This is a genomic window from Halopiger thermotolerans (assembly GCF_054654555.1).
Window position 1 is genome coordinate 564,347 of sequence record NZ_BAAIEU010000004.1, and the last position, 16,678, is coordinate 581,024.

The window sequence follows — 16,678 nt, forward strand, 5'->3', positions numbered from 1 at the left end:
TTGCAGTATCGGAAACAATATGGGGCGAATCGTGAACTGGAAGTTGTGATCGGTACATATATTATTCCAGAATCCAATCATGCATTTGTAGAATGAGCGACTACGAGCGGAAGCAGAACCACGAGTGGTGGCCGAACAAGCTGAATCTCGAGGTCCTCGATCAGAACGCCGAGGACGTCGGTCCGTACGACGAGGACTTCAACTACGCCGAGGAGTTCGAGGAGCTCGACCTCGAGGAGGTGAAGGCGGACCTGAAGGACCTGATGACGACCTCGCAGGACTGGTGGCCGGCCGACTACGGCCACTACGGGCCGCTTTTCATCCGGATGGCCTGGCACAGCGCCGGCACGTACCGCGTCACCGACGGTCGCGGCGGCGCCTCGGGCGGCACGCAGCGGTTCGCGCCGCTGAACAGCTGGCCCGACAACGTTAGCCTCGACAAGGCCCGCCGCCTGCTCGAGCCGATCAAGCAAAAGTACGGCCGCAAGCTCTCGTGGGCCGATCTGATCGTCCTGGCCGGCAACGTCGCCCTCGAGTCGATGGGCATGGAAACCGTCGGCTGGGCCGGCGGCCGCGAGGACGAGTTCGAGCCCGACGAGGCCGTCTACTGGGGTCCCGAGGACGAGTGGGAAGCCCCGCAGCACGACCGCGTCAGCGAGGAGGGTGAGCTCGACGAACCGCTCGGCGCCACCGTCATGGGGCTCATCTACGTCGACCCCGAGGGGCCGAACGGCGACCCCGACCCGATGAAGTCGGCCCAGCGGATCCGCCAGGCGTTCGGCCGCATGGCGATGAACGACGAGGAGACGGCCGCGCTCATCGCGGGCGGCCACACGTTCGGGAAGGCCCACGGCGCCTCCGAGGGCGACATCGGCCCCGAGCCCGAGGCGGCTCCCATCGAGGATCAGGGACTGGGCTGGACCGACTCCGGCACGGGCTCCGAGACGACCACCAGCGGCATCGAGGGCGCCTGGAACCAGTGGCCGACGATGTGGGACACCTCCTACCTCGACAACCTGCTCGACTACGAGTGGGAGCTGACCGAAAGCCCCGCCGGCGCCAAGCAGTGGCAGCCGGTCGAGGAGGAGGCCTACGACACCGTTCCGGACGCCCACGATCCGTCGGAGCGCCACGCTCCAATGATGATGACGACCGACGTCGCGCTCAAGCGCGATCCCGAGTTCCGCGAGATCATCGAGAACTTCCGCGAGAACCCCGACGAGTTCCAGGACGCGTTCGCGCGGGCCTGGTTCAAGCTCATTCACCGCGACATGGGCCCGGAGGAGCGGTTCCTCGGCCCCGACGCCCCCGACGAGACGTTCATCTGGCAGGACCCCGTCCCCGAGGCCGATTACGAGCTGATCGGCGACGAGGAGGCCGCCGAGCTCAAGGCGGAGATCCTCGACTCGGAGCTGTCGATCTCCCAGCTGGTCAAGACCGCCTGGGCGTCGGCCTCGACCTACCGCGACAGCGACAAGCGCGGCGGCGCCAACGGCGCCCGCATCCGCCTCGAGCCCCAGCGCAGCTGGGAGGTCAACGAGCCCGCACAGCTCGAGACAGTCCTCGAGACCTACGAGGAGATCCAGGAGGAGTTCAATAGCTCGCGCGACGATGACGTCCGCGTCTCGATCGCGGACCTCATCGTGCTGGGCGGCTACGCGGCCGTCGAGCAGGCCGCGGCCGACGCCGGCTACGACGTCGAGATTCCGTTCGAACCCGGCCGCACCGACGCCACGCAGGAGTGGACCGACGAGGAGTCGTTCGAGTGGCTGAAGCCGGAGGTCGACGGGTTCCGCAACTACTTCGGCGGCGAGTTCGACGAGCCGCCGGAGGACCTGCTGGTCGATCACGCCGACCTGCTGGACCTGACCGCCTCGGAGATGACCGCGCTGGTCGGCGGCATGCGCGCGCTCGGCGCGAACTATCAGGATTCCGACCTCGGCGTCTTCACCGACGAGCCGGAGACCCTGACCAACGACTTCTTCGTCAACCTGCTCGACATGGGCTACGAGTGGGAGCAGGTTTCCGAGGACGAGGAAGTCTACGAACTGATCGACCGCGAGACCGGCGAGGTCGAGTGGAAGGGCTCGCGCGTCGACCTTCTCTTCGGCTCGAACTCCCGGCTTCGCGCCATCTCGAACGTCTACGCGGCCGAGGAGGAGACGTTCGTCGAGGACTTCGTCGACGCGTGGCGCAAGGTCATGACTAACGACCGCTTCGACCTCGAGTAAGCGACCTCGAGGAATCGACCTCGCGTATCCGCCGGCTCACAGCGCCCTCGCGGCGCTCTGCCGGCGGTCACGACGGGACGTGCCCGTCACAGTCTCCGTACTCGCTCGCCCACCGGGTTCGACCCGTTCGGATCGAACCCGGTTGAACCGGACCGTGTCATCCCCTGGGACCGACTCCGAACGCGACTGACGGCGGCGGTTCCCGGCCGATCAGTCGCCGCGGACGACGATTTCGTCGTCCGTGACCTCCTTTATCTGCGCCGGTTTGACCGGATACTCGTCCTCGTCCTCGCTACCCCAGCCGAGCCGCGCCTTGAGCCGGTCGGCGAGGCCGGGTTCCGGATCGATGTAGACCGTGTCGGCTTCGATCCGCGACGCGATTCCGATCTCCTGTCCCGACTCGTCGACGACGACTTTCCCCCGGTCCTCCTCGCTGACGGACACGTGCGTCTCCGTCGCGTCCGTCGTTTCGACGTCGGTTCCCATCGCCGAGTCGGAAGTTGCCCCCGCTTCGGCCCCCGTTCCGGGCGTCGATCCCGTCGCGGTTCCGGTTTCGGTCTCGATTTCGGTTTCGGTCGTCTCGACCTCCGTATCGTGTTCTCCGACCGTAATCGACTCGTACTCCTCCACGCCGATGATCTCCCCCTCGACGACCTCGCGCTCGACCACTTCGTCTTCGACGAGCTCGGTGTCTTCGAGGACGAACTCCATCCGCTCTCGTTCGTGGATCTCCTCCTCGATCGTCCGCCGCTCGATGAGTTCGCTTCGGACCGTGTCTCCCTCGCCGCGCTTGCTCTCGATGACCTCGCGTTCGACGACCTCGTCGGGGGAGATGTCCGCCTCCACGACGTCGCTCTCGAGGATCGATCGCTGGACGCTCTCGAGTTGGATGTCGGTCTGGATCTCGTCGCTCTCGAGCTCCTCGTCTGACTCGAGGTCGACGTCGACGACCTTACTCTCGACCGTGTACTGTTCGATCTCCTCGATCGTGTCGAGGCGAGTCGCGTCGGTCGTCACCTCGATCAGGTCGGACGAGACGAACTCGGTGTCGACAATGTCCCGGCTCAGCAACTCGGAGTCGACGACCTCCCGGTCGACGATTTCGGTGTCGACGACCTCGCTCTCGATCGTGTCCCGCTCGACGACCTCGCGCTCGATGACTTGCGTTTCGACGATCTCGGTCGTTACCGTCTCACCCTGTCGGAGCTGATCCTCGAGTTCGTTCCGGCCGAGATCGGCGCGGTTGAAGGCCTCCTCGCGCTCGAGGAGGTCGAAGTTCCCGAGTTCACGGGTTCCCATCTCCGTTTCCGTCTCCGTCTCCATCGCCGACGATTCCTCGTCCTCGTATACGAAGACCAGGTCCTGGTTGGAGAACGTCTCCTCGAACTCGTCCCAGGTGGCCTCCTCGTGCTCGTCGGCGTCCTCCCGGCGAACGAGCGTGTACTCGTCGCCGCCGCGCGTCGAGACGGGGACCGCGTCGCGCTGCTGGGCCCACTCCCGAACGCGATCCGGGTCCGTGGTCATGCGTCGCTGTGTCGCCGTTTCGCTGGAATCCGTGTGCTCGGACGAATCGTTTGCCATCGTCGGTACTGGAGTCGTTTGGCACTTGAGTCGGCGTGTCTCTCTCCCCGTTCAGTCCGAGATTTCCTGCGTCGTACAGTCGGCTCGAGACGAACAGAATCGTAATAAGCGATTGAAGCGGACGTCAAAGGGCCGCGTCGCGTACGTCGCGCCGTCGTTGCGGGCCAGCGTGCGATTACGCTTGCAGTCGACGGGAGCGCTAGGTGCCCTCTCGAGCGGTCCCTCGTCGCTACAGGACCGCCGGGGAATCCGCCTCGTACTCCGCCCAGATGTACCGGGTCGCGACGCTGCGATAGGGGCGCCAGGCCTCGGCGACCTCGCGCATCTCGACCCGGGTCATTTCGTCGTCGCCGTCGGCGTACAACCCCTCGATGCCCCGTCGGATCGCGAGGTCGCCCAGTGGGAGCACGTCCGGGCGCTCGAGGACGAACAGGAGGTACATGTTCGCGGTCCACTCGCCGATCCCCTTGATGTCCGTCAGCAGGTCAACGACCTCCTCGTCGGAATAGTCGGCGAGGCCGGCCTGGGTGTAGTCGTTCTCCCGGAACGCCCGCGCGGCGTTTCGCACGTACTCGATCTTACTGCGCGAGAGGCCGGCGTCCCGGAGCGCGTCGTCGTCGGCGGCCAGCACCGTCTCCGGCGTCACCTCGCCGTCGAGGAGTTCGAACACGCGCTCGCGGACGGCCGCCGCACTCGCGGTCGAGAGCTGCTGGTTGATGATCGAGATGCAGAGCCGCTCGTACTCGTCCCAGTCGGGTTCGACGTAGGGGTCGTGGGCCTCGATCAGCCGTTCCATCACGGGGTCCTGCCGCAGGACGGGCTCGGCGTCCGCCATCATGGTCGCGGTCGTACTCGTACTCGAAGTCACGGGTTCGTCTCGGATATCTGGGTACGGTGCCGCGAAAAGTTAGGCGTCTCGGTTGGGATTGGCTGCGCCCCGTAATTCCGTCCGCCGAACCGCCTCGAGGGCTGACCCAAACCGCTGCGGCCGGCCGCAGCCGACAAAGTGGTTTCTCGCTGGGACGCGTAGGATCCGACGATGACGCTCGCATCGCCGGTCGTGATCCCGTCCGTCGCCGGTACACTCGGCCAGTTCTGGTCGTTCTATCGCCGGTACACCGAGACGGCGATCCACACGGCCGCGACGGTCGCGCTGGCTATCTTCGGCATCCTCGTGTTCCTCGACCCCTGGTTCGCGGCGATCGCTATCGGCTGTTACGTCGTCCCGCCGGTCGTCCTATACGCCCTCGAGGTCGATCCCCCGTCGTTCGAGGGCGCCTCGCGCGCCGATCGCAATCGCAGCGAGGAGACGGGGGCGTCTCGAGACCGAGCCGTCGAACCGGTCGCCTCGACGCCGGAGACTGGAGGCTCGAGGACTGGCGGCGGTTCGAACACCGACACGGATACGGATACAGATACAGATTCGGACGACGGCGATACGGATTCGGATTCCGACAGCGACGACAGCGATACCGACTCGGACAGCGACGACGGCGATACCGACTCCGACTCGGATTCGTGACGGACGACTCGAGTCGATCTTCGTGAGTTTGGACACAATCTGGCACCGTGGCCGGGAGCGTGCTCGACGGGTTATGTCGAGCACGCGACTCGGGGAGGGCAGGCGATCGACCAGTTACGCACCGCGAGCAGCCGCAAGGCTGCGAGCGGGCCGACGACCGATGTGGAGGACGCTACGCGTCCGGAACGGAGGGAAGAGTGCTTTTCATCAAAGTTTTGCCGAGGGCCGCCGGAGGCGGCCCGCAGCGCAAAAGTTTGTCTCTAGAAACCCTTTCCGAGCATCTCGCGCGCGATGACGTTCTTCTGGATCTCGGTGGTGCCCTCGTAGATCTGGGTGATCTTGGCGTCGCGGTAGAACCGTTCGACGGGGAAGTCGTCCACGTAGCCGGCGCCGCCGTGGATCTGGACGGCCTCGTCGGCGACGTCGACCGCGACGCGGGAGGCGTACTCCTTGGCCATCGAGGCGAGTTTCGTGATGTCCTCGCCCTGGTCGACGTTCCAGGCGGCCTTGTAGGTCAGGTTGCGCGCGGCTTCGGTGTCGGTCGCCATCTCCGCGAGCTTGTGCTGGATGGCCTGGAACTCCGAGATGGACTGGCCGAACTGCTCGCGGTCCTGGGCGTATTCGAGGGCCGCACGCGTCGCCCCCTTTGCGATGCCGACGCCCTGAGCGGCAACGGCGACGCGGGTCTCGTCGAAGAACTGCATCTGCTGCATGAAGGCGGCGTCGCGCGTGCCGATGAGGTTCTCCTCGGGAACGCGAACGTCGTCGAAGACGAGTTCGGCGGTGTCGGAGGCCCGAATGCCAAGTTTGCCGGTGATCTTCTCGGCGGAGAAGCCGTCGCGGTCGGACTCGACGACGATCTGACTGAAGCCGTTGTACCGGCCCTCGGCGTCGGGATCGGTCTTGCAGAGGACGACGAAGAAGTCGCCGACGGAGCCGTTGGTGATCCACATCTTGTTCCCGTTGATCACCCACTCGTCGCCGTCCTTCTCCGCGCGCGTCGAGACGGAGGAGACGTCCGAGCCGGTGTCGGGTTCCGAGATCGCCGCGCCCGAGATCTGTTCGCCGGCCGCGACCGGCTCGAGGAAGCGTTCCTTCTGGTCCTCGGTGCCGAAGTTCATGATCGCCTCGCAGCCGAACGAGGTCGAGACGATCGACAGTGCGATGCCGGGGTCATAGGAGAACAGTTCCTCGGTGATGATCGCGGTGTCGAGGATCGAATAACCGGCGCCGCCGTACTCCATGGGGATGTGCGCGCCGGTCAGTCCCATCTCGGCGGCCTTATCGACGATTTCGTGGGGGAACTTCTCCTTCCGGTCGTACTCCGCGGCGTGCGGGACGATCTCGTTTTCCGCGAACCGCTGAACTTCCTCCCGGATCTGCCGTTGTTCGTCCGTGAGACCGAACTCCATGAGTACGTCTGTCTATACCGATCGATAAATACCTTTGTAACCAGACATAAACTCAAACATAGTTTTTCCAACGAAGCGGGGAAACGTTCAAACGACTCCCCATCGCATGAGTGTCCATGGAGCTTGAAGATATCAACACCGTCGCAGTTCTCGGCGCAGGAAATATGGGCCACGGCATCGCGGAGGTCGCCGCGATGGCCGGCTACGACGTGACGATGCGGGACATCAAAGAGGAGTTCGTCCAGAACGGCTACGAGCAGATCGAGTGGTCGCTCGACAAGCTCGCGGAGAAGGATCAGCTCTCGCAGGAGGAGGCCGACGCCGCCTTAGAGCGCGTGACGCCGCTTGTCGACATGGAGGAGGCCGTCTCGGACGCCGACGTCGTCATCGAGGCCGTGCCCGAGCAGATGGAGATCAAGAAGGACGTCTACGAGGAACTCGAGGAGTACGCCGCCGACGAGGCGATCTTCGCGACGAACACCTCGAGCCTCTCGATTACGGAACTGGCCGAGGTGACCGAACGGCCCGAGCGGTTCTGCGGCATGCACTTCTTCAACCCGCCGGTACGGATGGACCTCGTCGAGGTGATCACCGGCGCCGAGACCGCGGATGAGACCCTCGAAACGATCGAGGAGTTGGCCGAGGAGTTCGGAAAGACCCCGGTTCGGGTCCACAAGGACTCGCCCGGCTTCATCGTGAACCGCATCCTCGTGCCGCTGATGAACGAGGCCTGCTGGCTCGTCAGCGAGGACGAGGCGACGATCGCCGAGGTCGACTCGACGACCAAGTACGGCATGGGGCTGCCGATGGGCAGCTTCGAACTGGGCGATCAGGTCGGCAACGACGTCAGCTACCACGTGCTCGACTACATGCACGAGGTGCTGGGCGAGGCCTACGAGCCGGCGCCGCTGCTCGAGGAGAAGGTCGAGAACGAGGAACTCGGCAAGAAAACCGGCAAGGGGTTCTATGACTACGAGAACGGCGGCGTCGACATTCCGACCGACGAGCAGTCCGAGCTCGTCGAAAAGCGGCTGCTGGCGACGATGGCCAACGAGGCCGCGAAGCTGATCGGCGGCGACGTCGCGCCGCCCGAGTCGATCGACGAGGCCGTCCAGCTCGGCGCCGGCTTCCCCGACGGCCCCGTGAAACTCGTCGACGACTACGGGCTCGCGGAGTTGCACGAGACCCTCGAGGCGGCCTACGAGGAGACGGGTCACGAGCGCTACGCGCCCGCCGACTACCTCGCCGAGCGCGCCGAAGAAGGCGGCTTCTACGAGTCCGACGGGACCGGGGGCGGCGAAACCGACTTCGAGACGATCCGCGTCGAGTATCCTGCCGACTACGTCGGCCACATCGTGATCGATCGCCCCCACCGGATGAACACCATCAGTAACGAACTGCTCGGGGAACTGTCGGCGGCCATCGACCAACTCTCCGACGACGACGAGGTCCGCACGATCCTCCTGACCGGCGAGGGCGACCGCGCATTCTCGGCCGGGGCCGACGTCCAGAGCATGGCCAGCGGCGCCGATCCGCTGGACGCTCAGGAGCTCTCGCGGGAGGGCCAGCGGACGTTCGGCAAACTCGAGGCCTGCGACGTGCCGGTCGTCGCCGGCATCGACGGCTACTGCCTCGGCGGCGGGATGGAGCTGGCGACCTGCGCGGACCTGCGGGTCGCCAGCGAGCGCTCGGAGTTCGGCCAGCCCGAGCTCAACCTCGGCCTGCTGCCGGGCTGGGGCGGCACCCAGCGGCTCAAGCACATCGTCGGCGAGGGCCGCGCGAAGGAGATCATCCTCACCGCCGAGCGGTACGACGCCGAAACCATGGCTGAGTACGGCTTCGTCAACGACGTCGTCGAGAACGACGCTCTCGAGGACGAGGCGCTCGAGTTGGCGAGCGATCTGGCCAGCGGCCCGCCGATCGCCCAGAAGTTTACGAAGCGCGCGATGCTCACCGGTCGCGACGACACGGAGGCCGGCCTCGAGTACGAGGCGTCGGCGTTCGGTCACCTGATGGCGACCGACGATCTCATGGAGGGGCTTACGGCCTTCATGGGCGACGAGGAGCCTGAATTCGAGGGGGAGTGAAAGTAAGACGGCGGTCGCCGACGGCCGCGATCGCTACAGCGGTCGGGTCGTCCTTCGGTTCGACTCGCCCTTAATCGGTCGATGTCACCGTTTTCGTCGATATAAGTTGCAGAACTGATATTCGGTACTTCCCGAACGTCGCTTCGTGAACTGTGCTGAGTCATGGACGAACGGAGTGAATGCCGGTGTGGTAACTGAGTGAACAGGAAGTAGAATCCACGCATGAGGAGAAGTGAAGTAAGAAGGCTGAGATACGCTGTTCTAGGCGAATGCTGTTGCTCACCCGGAGCTTGCCCAAGGCCGCGGGCTGACCTCAGCCCGCGGCCGGCGCGTATGCTTCTGGCACACCTGTTCCGTTCATCTCGATCTCCCAACTCCGCTCTAGCTCTTCCTCTAATGCATGTCTGATCCAGTCAGAGAACGTCTTGAACGTGAATTCCTCGGGCAGGTCGCGCCCGCCCCGCTGGGGGCGGGCGACGACCGCCCATCGAAGCACAAGCCAGAGGTTCTCCAACAGGAATCCAACCAGGACGAACGCGAAGCGGATGATTGGGTCTTGTGTCGTCGTTACCACTCGTGCTTGGCGAAATACACGGTAGCTCGTTTCGATCGCTGACCGTTTCCGATAGAGCCGTTCGACTTGTTTCGGCGTGCGATCGGCCAGATCGCACGCCACATAGCCTCGCACGACCTCGCCACTTTTCCCGCGATCTCCGGCGTGATATGACACAGCGACCGCGAGCGGGAATTCCAGTTCCCGCTCGCGGCCTTTGTACATCCGATAGGTTGTCATGTACGAGCAGTGCGTATCCAGCTTCTTCCTCATGCGCTTGCCCTTCTTTTGGACGGGAACGACAGTCGCAGCAACCTCCCGTGAGCGGCGCAGAATACGTTCGTTGTAGAAGCCGCGATCAGCCAACAGAAGCTCTATCTCGAAGGGATAGGCCTCGACGCGGTCGAGGACGCGCTCGACCGCGTCGGCCTCTTTCTCATCACTACGGACGTACGTCATCGCCAACGTCACTGGCTTTCCGTTCGAGACGAGATACGCCGTGCAGTACCGGTGGCACGTCGTTGTTCCGTCTTTCGCGTGCATGCGACAGAGTTCACCTTCTTCATCGGCGTACGTTCCGTGGTAGGGGTTATCGACGAAGTCAATGGAGACGATCCTCGACCGATCAGGGTCGAGGATCGTCATCGCTAACTCTCTGAGAAGGCGGTTAGCAACCCGCTCAAGCCACTCCCGGTTGAGCGTATGTAGCCAGTCCATGACAGTATCGTCACAGACAGCGTTGTCGTTGTCCTTGCACGTCTCCCAGATGGACGTCTGATTGACTGCTGCAAGAATGACAACAGCCCAGATATCGCCGGGATCGAGGGGCGAGCCCTCGATCCCTGGCAAGGGGAGCTGGCAGATGACGTCTTCCGCTAAATCTTTCACGTCCGAATCCGAAAGAACACCGTCTGGCTGAGGGATACTGAACACATTCACTCAACCAGACATCTTCCTCATGAGACCAACGCTTTAGCTCCAGCTCTCACACCAGTCGGGAAGTACCGATATTTGGTCGCGAGATTTATCACCCAGAGGTGCCATGCATGACGCGTGGCTGCAATCGATGATGGGTGATGAAGGGAACGGAGGGGGCAGCCGATGAGCGGGGGGCCAGAGGTGCTCGTCGTCGACGACGAGTCGCGTCTCGCCGACTTGTTCGCCGCATGGCTGCAGTCTGACTGGGCCGTCGAGACCGCCTACGACGGCGAGGAAGCCCTCGAGAAGATGGCCGACTCCGTCGAGGTCGTCCTCCTGGACCGGCGGATGCCGGGGCTCTCGGGCGACGAGGTCCTCGAGCGGTTCCGCGAGGAGGGGTACGACTGCCGCGTCGTCATGGTCACGGCGGTCGACCCGGACTTCGATATCATCGAGATGGGGTTCGACGACTACCTCGTCAAGCCGGTCTCGAAGGACGAACTCCTCGAGATGGTCGACGACGTCTCCGACCGGTCCGACTACGAGTCGGCGATTCAGGAGTACTACGCGCTCGTCTCCAAGAAGGCCCTCCTCGAGTCCGAGAAGTCGGACCGAGAGCTCGCGGCCAACGAGGAGTACCAGAAGCTTTGCGATCGCGTCGCCGAGCTCGAGCGGGAGGTCGACGAGACAGTGACGAGCATGACCTCCCACGACGAGTTCGTCGGCGCGTTTCAGGACCTCCAGTCCGAGAACTGACCGGGTGCCGTTCGATTCGCGCTGGTGCCGTGCGTCCCGGATCCTCTCCCGTCCCCGACCGTTCCCGCCTGTCCCGCCCGCCCCGCCCGCGAACGCGCACCTTCTCGATTACTGTTCAGTCGGATTAACGCGATCGTCCGGACGAGACTGTCTCCTGTAGGTGGAAATTACGCCGGCGCGGCTTCCCGACAGATGCAGGCACTGTCGTTTTCGCCCGTCGAGAGCTACTGCAGATGTACCATGAGTGATGCAACCACCGAGACGGCGGCCGAGCGGAACCGGAATACGTTGAACACGGACACGATGCAGTGGCTGAGCGCCCTCATCGCGGTGATCGGGTTGTACATCGTCGCCTCACCGTTCATCTTCGAGGCGACGGACCAGGCGGTCTGGAACGACACGCTCGTCGGGACGGGCATCTTCCTGCTGGCCGGCTACAACTTCTACCGGCTCTCGAAGGACCGGCTGGCCAGCGTCGGCGCTGCAGGCCTGACCGTCCTGCTCGGCCTGTGGGCCCTCATCTCGCCCGCCGTCATCGAGATGGGAAGCAACGAACTCGCGACGGGCACCGCGATTTCGGGCCTGGCCGTGGCGCTCCTCGCCGCGTACAGCGCCTACGCGAACAGCAAGGCGGATATCCCCGCAGACGCCCGTACTCGTACTCGCGGATGAGTCGGGCTCGGGGGCAGTTTTCGATCGTCGCGCCGTTTATCGCGTCATCGTCCGTCTCGCAGCGTCGCTACTGAGGCGCCTGTCTGTAGATCAGGTTCCGCTGGATCTCGTTCGCGCCCTCGTAGATGACCGGGATCCGCGCGTCGCGGTAGACGCGGGCGATCCGCCGGTCGTTCAGGACCGAGCGGCCGCCGTGGAACTGCATCCCCTGTTCGGCGACGTCGACGGCGGCCTCGGTTGCCTTTGTCTTCGCGAGCGCCGCCCAGTAGCCGGCGTGATCGTCGTTCGCGACCTTCTCGCAGGCCCGCCAGGTGAGCGTCCGGGCACTCTCGAACTCGAGGAGCATGTCGGCCAGCCCGTGCTGGACGGCCTGGAACTCGTTGATCGTCCGGCCGAACTCCTCGCGGTCGGCGGTGAACTCCCACGTTTCTTCGATGGCGGCCGCGGCCATCCCGAGGCCGTGGCCCGCGACGGCGACGCGGCCGTGGTTGAAGAAATCGGAGAGCATCCAGAAGCCCGCGCCCTCGGTGCCGATCAGGTTCTCCTCGGGGATGCGGCAGTCGTCGAACGTGATGTGGGCCTGCTTCGAGGCGCGCATCGCCATCTTCTCGGGGATGTGTTCGGCCTCGTAGCCGTCCGTATCCGTCGGAACGATGAACATCGAGTGGTTGTTGTAGCGGTTGTCCTCGTCGTCACCGGTGCGGGCGTAGACGGTGACCCAGTCGGCCTCGACGCCGTTGCCGATCCAGTACTTCTCGCCGTTTAACACCCACTCGTCGCCGTCTTTCTCCGCGCGGGTCTGCATCCCCGCGAGGTCGCTGCCGGTCTCGGGTTCCGAGACGGCCAGTCCCGAGAGCTGCTCGCCGTCCGCGACCGGGCGGACGTACTCCTCGCACTGCTCATCCGAGCCGTACTCGTAGGTGATCTCGCAGCCGAAACTCGCCAGTTGCAGGGTCAGGGCGATGCCGGCGTCCGCGCGGTAGAACTCCTCGGTGAGCGCGAGCAACTGGGGCAGATCGAAGCCGCGGCCGCCCCACTCCTCGGGGATGTCCTGGGCCACGAGGCCGGCCTCCTGACCGGCCTCGAGGATGTCGTAGGGGTACTCGCCGGACTCGAAGTACTCCTGGGCGTTGGGTTCGATGTACTCGGCGGCGAACTCGCGGGCTTCCTGTTTGACGTCGCGGGCGTGCTCCGGGACGATGCTGTCGTCGAGCAGATCCATGCCTTGGCAGTTGCTCGCAAACCGAATATAGCCCGGGGTTTCTGTTCGGCGGCGAACACGACTCGATGACGGTGAGATTGGTGACAGGTCTTTACGGCCGGCCCGTTTCCGGTGGATATGGCGACCGAAGCGACGTTTACGGTACCGGCCGACGAGTTTCCGCTCGGAACCGTGTTCGAACGACTGCCGGAGGTGACGGTCGAGTTGGAGCGAATTATCCCGGCGCGGGACGTGGTGGTGCCGTACTTCTGGGTTCGCGGCACTGCCGTCGACGACATCGAGACGGCGTTCGCCGACCATCCGGGCGTGGTGGACATCCAACTCGTCGACTCCGTCGCCGACGAGTACCTGTTGCGCGTCGAGTGGGCGCTCGAGTACGACGGCGTGTTGAGTACGTTGACCGAAACGAAGGTGCCGCTCGTCAAGGCGGTCGGCACGAACCGGCAGTGGACGTTCGACGTCCGCGGTGACGATCGCAGCGATATCGCGGCGTTTCAGGAGCGCTGCCGGGAGCTGGACATTCCGATTACGCTGACGAAGCTCCACGCGCTCACGCCGATCGAGACGGAGACCGAGCGGGCGCTCACCGATCCGCAACTGGAGGCGCTGGTCCTCGCCCACGACCGGGGCTACTTCAACACCCCGCGGGACGTGACGATGGCGGAACTGGGCGACGAACTCGGCATCTCGCAGCAGGCCGTCGCGTCCCGGCTCCGGCGCGGGATCGACCAGATACTCGAGAGTACGCTCTCCGAATGTGCGGCCCCGTCGGGAGAAGGCATTTAAACGAGTTGTATACTAAAAAGCGGCTCTGAACGGACGGACGGTCGTAGGGAGAGCATATGAGTGGGCGTTCTCTCGAGTTCGACGCGGACTTTCCGTCGCGGAGCTACTGGTCCCGCGCGATTCCCGCGCTGGGCGTGGTGATTCTCCTCAGCGCGCTCGCCAAAGCGGCGGTGACGCTGGCCGGCAGCGGACACCTGCTGGAAGCCGTGCTCGACCTACTGTTAGTCGGCTCGCTGGGCGCCGTCATGCTGTACATCGGGATCTGGCTGCCGAACACGTCGATCCGACCCGAGTTCTATCCGCGCATCCTCTGCTGGGTCGCCGGCGGCATCGTCGTGATGGGGATCGTGCTCGGACTCCGGGTCCTCCACCCCGGCGTCACCGTGCAGTTCACGTTCGGCACGCAGGCGGTGCTGTTGGCGATCGGCTCGATCGCGGGACTGGGGATCGGCGTCCACGAAGCGCAGGCGCTCATCCGCGCCGATGCCCTCGCGGCCCGAAACGAGAAACTGAAGCGGACCGAGCGGCGCCTCGAGGAGGCCGTCGCACAGCTGGAGGCGTCGAACGAACAACTCGAGCAGTTCGCCTACGCCGCCTCCCACGACCTGCAGGAGCCCCTGCGGATGGTGACGAGCTACCTCCAGCTTATCGAGGACCGGTACGGCGACGACCTCGACGAGGACTGTACGGAGTTTATCGAGTTCGCCGTCGACGGCGCCGACCGCATGGACGCGATGATCGACGGTCTGCTCGAGTACTCGCGGGTGGATACGCAGGGCGATTCGTTCGAGGCCGTCGACCTCGACGCGGTGTTCGAGGACGTGTGTACGGACCTCCAGTTCCGGATCGAGGAGACGGACGCGACGATCACGCGGGGGTCGTTGCCCACGGTCGAAGGAGACCCGCGACAGTTGCGGCGGGTGTTCCAGAACCTCCTCGCCAACGCGCTCGAGTACGGCGGCGACGCGCCGCCGCGGGTGCACGTGTCGGCGGACCGGGAGGGAGCGACGTGGACGATTTCGGTTCGCGACGAGGGAATCGGCATCCATCCCGACGATGCCGACCGAGTGTTCGGCGTCTTTCAGCGCGTCCACTCCGCCGGCGAACGCGAGGGATCGGGAATCGGGCTGGCGCTGTGCGAGCGGATCGTCGAGCGCCACGGCGGCGAGATCCGGGTTGACTCGGAACCCGGCGAGGGATCGACGTTTCGGTTCACGCTCCCGACGCGCGCCGCAGCGCCCGACGCGTCCGCGGTCACCGTCGGTTCGCGGTCGGACGAATCGACCGCACGATCCGGGCGGGACGAGCGGCGGACCGACTAAAGGGAGCGGGCGCCCGCGTCACCGCAGCGCGCGCAGCAGTTCCTCCTCGCTCGCGGCCGCGTCGGCGTGGTGATCCAGCCGCCAGATGTCCCAGATCACGTCGCAGACGATGTGCACGTACAGCACCGCCCCGGTCAGAATTGCGAGCGGAATGCTGGCAAGCGTTAGAAGCGGGACGAGAACGCCGACGATCAGCAGGTGGCTCAGGAGTCGCGAGAGGACGCCGACGTCGCCGCGGCCGAAGATCTGATCCTGATCGGCGGCGGCCGCGCCCGGATTCGCGAGGCAGAACCGGACCGCGTCCCACGACCCCGTCTTGAACCGCGCGATGAGAAAGTGGTCGAGGTCGACGAAGACGCCGAGTCCGACGCCGTAGGCGACGACGAGGGCGTCGGGGACCGGGACGCCGGCGACCGCGATCGGCGGGAGCGCGTACGCGAGGACGCCGGCGACGACGAGCGACACGACTGCGTGGTGTTTCGAGTAAATCGAGACTCACCCGATTTCGACGACGGCGGCGAGTTACTAAATCGTCCCGCCGGTCGCCGGCGTCGGCGACCGGGGCCGGCGCTGTCGGCGATCGAGCGGTTCGGGCGACTCGAGCGCGGGCCTCACCCCGCGAAGCCCGAGAGCAGCCACTCGCCGTCGTCGCCGTCTTCCTCGCCGATGCTGGGCGCGCTCACGAGCACGAAGGCGCTCTCGTCGTCGCCGTTGCGGATCTGTCGCGTCGAGTCCGGCGGGATCCAGAGCGCGTCGCCGGTCTCCATCGAGACCTCCTCGTCGTCGACGACGACCGTCGCCTCCCCCTCGATGAGGACGTAGACCTCCTCGTGGTCGTTGTCGGTGTGGTCGTGGGGCTTGCTGTTCCACCCCGGATCGCAGCGCGCGACGGTCACGCCGACCTGTTCGGTCTCGAGCGGATCGCTGAGGAAATGCATCGCGCTCGAGACCTGCTCGACGTCTTCGTAGTTGACTTTCCGGTAGGACATACCGCGGTATTCGCGCGGCACGCAGTAAAACTAGGCGTTCGACTCCATTCTGGCGGCCGCCGACTGCCGACAGCGCGGTCGGTAGCGACCGTCGCCGTCACCCGTCCCGGGCGATCGGATCGAAGCCGTCGACCGGCGTCACCGAGTAGTCGATCGTCAGCGCGTCCTGGGTCGCGCGGATCTTCCCGACGAACGTCGAGATGTCCTCGAGTCGGCCCTCGAGGACGAACAGTTCCATGCAGTGGTGGTCGCCGACGTGGCTGTGGAAGTTCGAGGCGACGAGATCCTCGTGCTCGTGGCGCAGGTGCATCATCCGCTCCTCGACGCTGGTCGTCTCGTAGTCGAAGAGGACGGTGACGATCCCCATCAGGTCTCGATCCTCGAGTCGCGTGTCCTCGAACTCGCCGAGCAAGTTTCGGGAGGCCTCGCGGACGACCTCGCTGCGGCCGGTGTAGCCGTGCTCGTCGGCGAACTGGTCGAGCCGCTCGAGGAGTTCGTCGGGCATCGAGACGCTTACGACTGCCATATAATAACTCGGCGGCGGTCGAATATTAATATTTGCCATCGGTGCCGACGCGGTCCGGCAGAGCGATCTCGTGCGGCGTGGGGCTCCCGCGGGTTTCCGCC

15 protein-coding genes are annotated in these 16,678 nt (G+C 65.0%); 7 read left to right on the forward strand and 8 right to left on the reverse strand.

What is annotated here, in order from left to right; all coding sequences use genetic code 11:
• The first annotated feature begins 92 nt into the window (after positions 1-92).
• Positions 93-2,231: a catalase/peroxidase HPI gene (gene katG / locus ACYQ26_RS10460; RefSeq protein WP_459808834.1), complete on the forward strand. Its 2,139-nt coding sequence runs from the start codon at positions 93-95 to the stop codon at positions 2,229-2,231.
• A 210-nt stretch (positions 2,232-2,441) separates the two neighbouring features.
• Here katG and ACYQ26_RS10465 read toward each other — a convergent pair whose 3' ends face one another.
• Together ACYQ26_RS10465 and ACYQ26_RS10470 are read right to left on the reverse strand one after the other, a co-directional pair.
• Positions 2,442-3,755: a hypothetical protein gene (locus tag ACYQ26_RS10465; protein ID WP_459808835.1), complete on the reverse strand. Its 1,314-nt coding sequence runs from the start codon at positions 3,753-3,755 to the stop codon at positions 2,442-2,444.
• Between the two features lie 286 nt (positions 3,756-4,041).
• Positions 4,042-4,650 carry a DNA-3-methyladenine glycosylase family protein gene (locus tag ACYQ26_RS10470; protein WP_459810741.1) on the reverse strand — a complete coding sequence of 203 codons (609 nt, stop codon included), beginning with the start codon at positions 4,648-4,650 and terminating at the stop codon, positions 4,042-4,044.
• Between the two features lie 201 nt (positions 4,651-4,851).
• Here ACYQ26_RS10470 and ACYQ26_RS10475 point away from each other — a divergent pair, with 201 nt between their 5' ends.
• Positions 4,852-5,334, forward strand: coding sequence for a hypothetical protein (locus ACYQ26_RS10475; protein ID WP_459808836.1), 483 nt, complete (start codon positions 4,852-4,854; stop codon positions 5,332-5,334).
• A gap of 260 nt (positions 5,335-5,594) precedes the next feature.
• Here ACYQ26_RS10475 and ACYQ26_RS10480 read toward each other — a convergent pair whose 3' ends face one another.
• Complete coding sequence (locus ACYQ26_RS10480; RefSeq protein WP_459808837.1) at positions 5,595-6,746, reverse strand: acyl-CoA dehydrogenase family protein; 1,152 nt, start codon at positions 6,744-6,746, stop codon at positions 5,595-5,597.
• A 116-nt stretch (positions 6,747-6,862) separates the two neighbouring features.
• Between ACYQ26_RS10480 and ACYQ26_RS10485 the strand changes: the two genes are divergently transcribed.
• Positions 6,863-8,833, forward strand: a complete 1,971-nt coding sequence (locus tag ACYQ26_RS10485) for a 3-hydroxyacyl-CoA dehydrogenase/enoyl-CoA hydratase family protein (protein ID WP_459808838.1) — start codon at positions 6,863-6,865, stop codon at positions 8,831-8,833.
• 313 nt (positions 8,834-9,146) lie between these two features.
• On the opposite strand, the gene ACYQ26_RS10490 is transcribed toward ACYQ26_RS10485, so the two are convergent.
• Complete coding sequence (locus ACYQ26_RS10490; RefSeq protein ID WP_459806279.1) at positions 9,147-10,319, reverse strand: ISH3 family transposase; 1,173 nt, start codon at positions 10,317-10,319, stop codon at positions 9,147-9,149.
• A 168-nt stretch (positions 10,320-10,487) separates the two neighbouring features.
• Between ACYQ26_RS10490 and ACYQ26_RS10495 the strand changes: the two genes are divergently transcribed.
• Positions 10,488-11,060, forward strand: coding sequence for a HalX domain-containing protein (locus tag ACYQ26_RS10495; protein WP_459808839.1), 573 nt, complete (start codon positions 10,488-10,490; stop codon positions 11,058-11,060).
• A gap of 240 nt (positions 11,061-11,300) precedes the next feature.
• Positions 11,301-11,732: an SPW repeat domain-containing protein gene (locus ACYQ26_RS10500; protein ID WP_459808840.1), complete on the forward strand. Its 432-nt coding sequence runs from the start codon at positions 11,301-11,303 to the stop codon at positions 11,730-11,732.
• 67 nt (positions 11,733-11,799) lie between these two features.
• On the opposite strand, the gene ACYQ26_RS10505 is transcribed toward ACYQ26_RS10500, so the two are convergent.
• The gene (locus ACYQ26_RS10505) at positions 11,800-12,954 is read right to left on the reverse strand and encodes an acyl-CoA dehydrogenase family protein (RefSeq protein ID WP_459808841.1); all 1,155 of its coding nucleotides are present in this window, start codon (positions 12,952-12,954) and stop codon (positions 11,800-11,802) included.
• A 117-nt stretch (positions 12,955-13,071) separates the two neighbouring features.
• On the opposite strand from ACYQ26_RS10505, the gene ACYQ26_RS10510 reads away from it, so the two are divergent.
• Both ACYQ26_RS10510 and ACYQ26_RS10515 read left to right on the forward strand, forming a co-directional pair.
• Positions 13,072-13,740: a helix-turn-helix domain-containing protein gene (locus ACYQ26_RS10510; protein ID WP_459808842.1), complete on the forward strand. Its 669-nt coding sequence runs from the start codon at positions 13,072-13,074 to the stop codon at positions 13,738-13,740.
• A 56-nt stretch (positions 13,741-13,796) separates the two neighbouring features.
• Positions 13,797-15,062 (forward strand): sensor histidine kinase, encoded by a 1,266-nt coding sequence (locus ACYQ26_RS10515; RefSeq protein ID WP_459808843.1) that lies wholly within the window; start codon positions 13,797-13,799, stop codon positions 15,060-15,062.
• Between the two features lie 18 nt (positions 15,063-15,080).
• Here ACYQ26_RS10515 and ACYQ26_RS10520 read toward each other — a convergent pair whose 3' ends face one another.
• The 3 genes from ACYQ26_RS10520 to nikR form a co-directional block, all read right to left on the reverse strand.
• A complete protein-coding gene (locus ACYQ26_RS10520; protein WP_459808844.1) occupies positions 15,081-15,527 on the reverse strand; it encodes a hypothetical protein in 447 nt (148 codons plus the stop codon).
• Between the two features lie 146 nt (positions 15,528-15,673).
• Positions 15,674-16,051 carry a cupin domain-containing protein gene (locus tag ACYQ26_RS10525; RefSeq protein WP_459808845.1) on the reverse strand — a complete coding sequence of 126 codons (378 nt, stop codon included), beginning with the start codon at positions 16,049-16,051 and terminating at the stop codon, positions 15,674-15,676.
• A gap of 97 nt (positions 16,052-16,148) precedes the next feature.
• Positions 16,149-16,577: a nickel-responsive transcriptional regulator NikR gene (nikR, locus tag ACYQ26_RS10530; RefSeq protein WP_459808846.1), complete on the reverse strand. Its 429-nt coding sequence runs from the start codon at positions 16,575-16,577 to the stop codon at positions 16,149-16,151.
• Between the last annotated feature and the right edge of the window lie 101 nt (positions 16,578-16,678).

Coding starts and splice junctions, on each gene's coding strand:
- ACYQ26_RS10475 (WP_459808836.1), top strand. CDS start 4,852: ATGACGCTCGCATCGCCGGTCGTGATCCCGTCCGTCGCCGGTACACTC.
- ACYQ26_RS10480 (WP_459808837.1), bottom strand. CDS start 6,746: ATGGAGTTCGGTCTCACGGACGAACAACGGCAGATCCGGGAGGAAGTT.
- ACYQ26_RS10505 (WP_459808841.1), bottom strand. CDS start 12,954: ATGGATCTGCTCGACGACAGCATCGTCCCGGAGCACGCCCGCGACGTC.
- ACYQ26_RS10485 (WP_459808838.1), top strand. CDS start 6,863: ATGGAGCTTGAAGATATCAACACCGTCGCAGTTCTCGGCGCAGGAAAT.
- ACYQ26_RS10465 (WP_459808835.1), bottom strand. CDS start 3,755: ATGACCACGGACCCGGATCGCGTTCGGGAGTGGGCCCAGCAGCGCGAC.
- katG (WP_459808834.1), top strand. CDS start 93: ATGAGCGACTACGAGCGGAAGCAGAACCACGAGTGGTGGCCGAACAAG.
- ACYQ26_RS10470 (WP_459810741.1), bottom strand. CDS start 4,650: ATGATGGCGGACGCCGAGCCCGTCCTGCGGCAGGACCCCGTGATGGAA.
- ACYQ26_RS10525 (WP_459808845.1), bottom strand. CDS start 16,051: ATGTCCTACCGGAAAGTCAACTACGAAGACGTCGAGCAGGTCTCGAGC.
- ACYQ26_RS10495 (WP_459808839.1), top strand. CDS start 10,488: ATGAGCGGGGGGCCAGAGGTGCTCGTCGTCGACGACGAGTCGCGTCTC.
- nikR (WP_459808846.1), bottom strand. CDS start 16,577: ATGGCAGTCGTAAGCGTCTCGATGCCCGACGAACTCCTCGAGCGGCTC.
- ACYQ26_RS10510 (WP_459808842.1), top strand. CDS start 13,072: ATGGCGACCGAAGCGACGTTTACGGTACCGGCCGACGAGTTTCCGCTC.
- ACYQ26_RS10515 (WP_459808843.1), top strand. CDS start 13,797: ATGAGTGGGCGTTCTCTCGAGTTCGACGCGGACTTTCCGTCGCGGAGC.
- ACYQ26_RS10500 (WP_459808840.1), top strand. CDS start 11,301: ATGAGTGATGCAACCACCGAGACGGCGGCCGAGCGGAACCGGAATACG.